1 protein-coding gene is annotated in these 2,386 nt (G+C 57.5%); it reads right to left on the minus strand.

The annotated features are described in order from the left end of the window. Positions 1-301: 301 nt before the first annotated feature. Entirely contained in the window at positions 302-1,981 is a 1,680-nt protein-coding gene (locus BUC32_RS19910) for a hypothetical protein (RefSeq protein ID WP_139280818.1), read from the minus strand. Positions 1,982-2,386: the final 405 nt, after the last annotated feature.

Here is a 2,386-nt window from a genome sequence, read left to right on the forward strand (position 1 = left end):
ATGGTGCCCCCACACGGTTAGTGGTGCGGCTTGTGTTCCCGCTGCAGGCGTCACTTCAGCTGGTAGCTCCAGCAAAACAAGGGCTACCCGAGGTCGGGGTTGTTCGTCAACAGGCACCATGTGGTCTACGGTTTGGTCTACGGTGACCGGTTCGAGGCTGCTGTGTGGTTCCCGAGGGCGTATTCACATTGCCGTCGCTGTGGCTGGTCCTTGGAACTTGCTGCTGCTGTGAGCCGCTGTAGGTGCATAGGGGGAAGCGCGAACACCCCGCTTATTGGTAGGGCACTCACATTTTTCAGGCTCAAACACCCGCGATGTAGCCGGCACCTTCGACAGGACCGAAGGACTGGGGCTTCTTCGCCAGAGCGTTGCGGTGGGGACCCTTGCCTGTGGCGATCTCTTCGACCTCCAACTCGTCCAGCACCGCCTTGTAGCTTTCGTGATGGCGGACGCGCTTGTTGAAGTTGGATGCATTGGTGATCCCGAGATCGGCTCTGAGATCTTTGTAGAGGTAGACCTCGTCCGGGTTGCTGGCGAAGAAGCTCGTCACCTGAGCCACAGCATCAGCTACCCACCCAGTTGGCTTCAGTTTCAGCTTTCTGGTTTTCCACGTCCTGACCGTGCAACCGGGGAAGACCTCGGGGAGGAAGTCGAGGGCACCAAAGCGGCTTGGGGCGATGATGTAGGCATTGCAGGGGTCACAGTCGGAACCGTTGCCTTGCCTGACCGAGGAGCGGCACAGCGCCTGCAGGATGTGGTGCCGGAGTTCCCCTGACCGCATCTGGTCCACGAGGGCCTTCGGGACCTTCTGGTCATTCCTGATGCCACTGTAGCACCGCGCCAGCATCTCATAGTCGATCTCCGAGTAGTTGTTCAAGCCAGCTAGGATGACGTTCTTGATGTCGCGATACGCATTGGTCCCCTGATGCCTGCCCCAGTTGAGGAAGCTGATGCGACCCGTGTCTGTAGCCATCAGCCCCCTGATCAAGTTGGGTATGCGCTCAGGGTCAGACGTCTTGTGGTGAATGACCAGCCACTCCTCGTCAGGCTTCGTGTCGATGAGGTGGGCCACTTCCTGTGCCAGTTCCTCGCCGTTGTTCGACCAAGCCGTCTTCCCCGACCCCTTGTTCATGACATGGACGCTGAGGTTCTGGTAGCTCTTCGTCGCTGAGGGCAGTCGCACGAGGTTTTTCTTCTGCTTCTTCCATTGGCTGTAAGTCGCACGAACACGCCCAGAGGCATCGAGGATTACCGCAGGAGCTAGGTCGTCAGGTATCACGTCTCGGCTGTCGAGCGCGGTTGTGACTGTGGACCCTTTGCCGGATTTGCTCAGGCGCACACAACGTCCTGACAGGTCGTAGAGCCGCTCCAGATGACCGGCAAGGTCGCCATGCAGATGCCGCTTGGCTGACCAGAGGCTTGTCCCCGAGGCGTCTTCAACATCAGGCCATGTGAAGAAGCTGTGATCCCCGGCAACCTTGAGGTCCCCCTCCAGCTGGTCGATCAGTTCCGCCATAGCCGGATGAGACAGCCTGAGCGGGTCTCGTAAGGATGCCAACTGATCCGTGTTGAGCCGGATCACTTCACCGGGGAGCATCGCCTCGTCCCAGACCCTGACAGCGCGGACCTCACCTTGGTAATGGAAGACCTCGGTGTCCTTGAAGCTGCGACCACGACAACGCTTCCTGACCATCTCTTGGGTCGTGAACAGGATACGAGCCTCACCATAGGGCGTTGAACTCAGACCATTGATCTCATTTCCCTTGCCCGTGAAGACCGCGAAGTCAGCCTTGTTCAACTCCATGTTGTCGATGAGACCTGCAATCTCATCCAACTGAGAGAAGCAGAGCAGGACCGCCACCCCTTCATGCTGATTGGACCTCAGGAGTTGCTGGACGAAGCGGATCAACGTCGTGGTCTTCCCAACACCGGGGTCAAGGCTAGAGAGAAAGAAACTGGGAGGCGCTGTCCCGTCAGCCATAGCAGCCATCGTAGCGACTTGTTCTCGCAAGGCTGTAGTGACACCCTGTTGCGGTAGACCCCCACCACGTTGGGTCAATGTGTCTATCGTGGAGATGATCGTCGCGTCAGCCAGGTCGCTAAACCCATAGCTGGTACAATCTCTATAAAGAGGTCTTAAGGGTAACTGTACCACCGAGCCTGACCCATGCCGTAAAGCACAAGTCGACCCAGTGGCAAAAGCAGATGCTTGAGCCATGAGTTGGTCCTTGATCATGTTGTTGTTGAAGGGGGTGGTCGAAGCTGAAGACGCTTCAGCCAGAGCAGAAGATCACCGAGATGGTCGATCCATAGCAATGGTGGGGGTTAATTCTGCAATGGTGGCACTTAATCCACGTAGACCCCGTCAATTAGCATATGCTCTGGG

Source organism: Shimia gijangensis, from assembly GCF_900142085.1.
Lineage (GTDB): Bacteria > Pseudomonadota > Alphaproteobacteria > Rhodobacterales > Rhodobacteraceae > Shimia > Shimia gijangensis.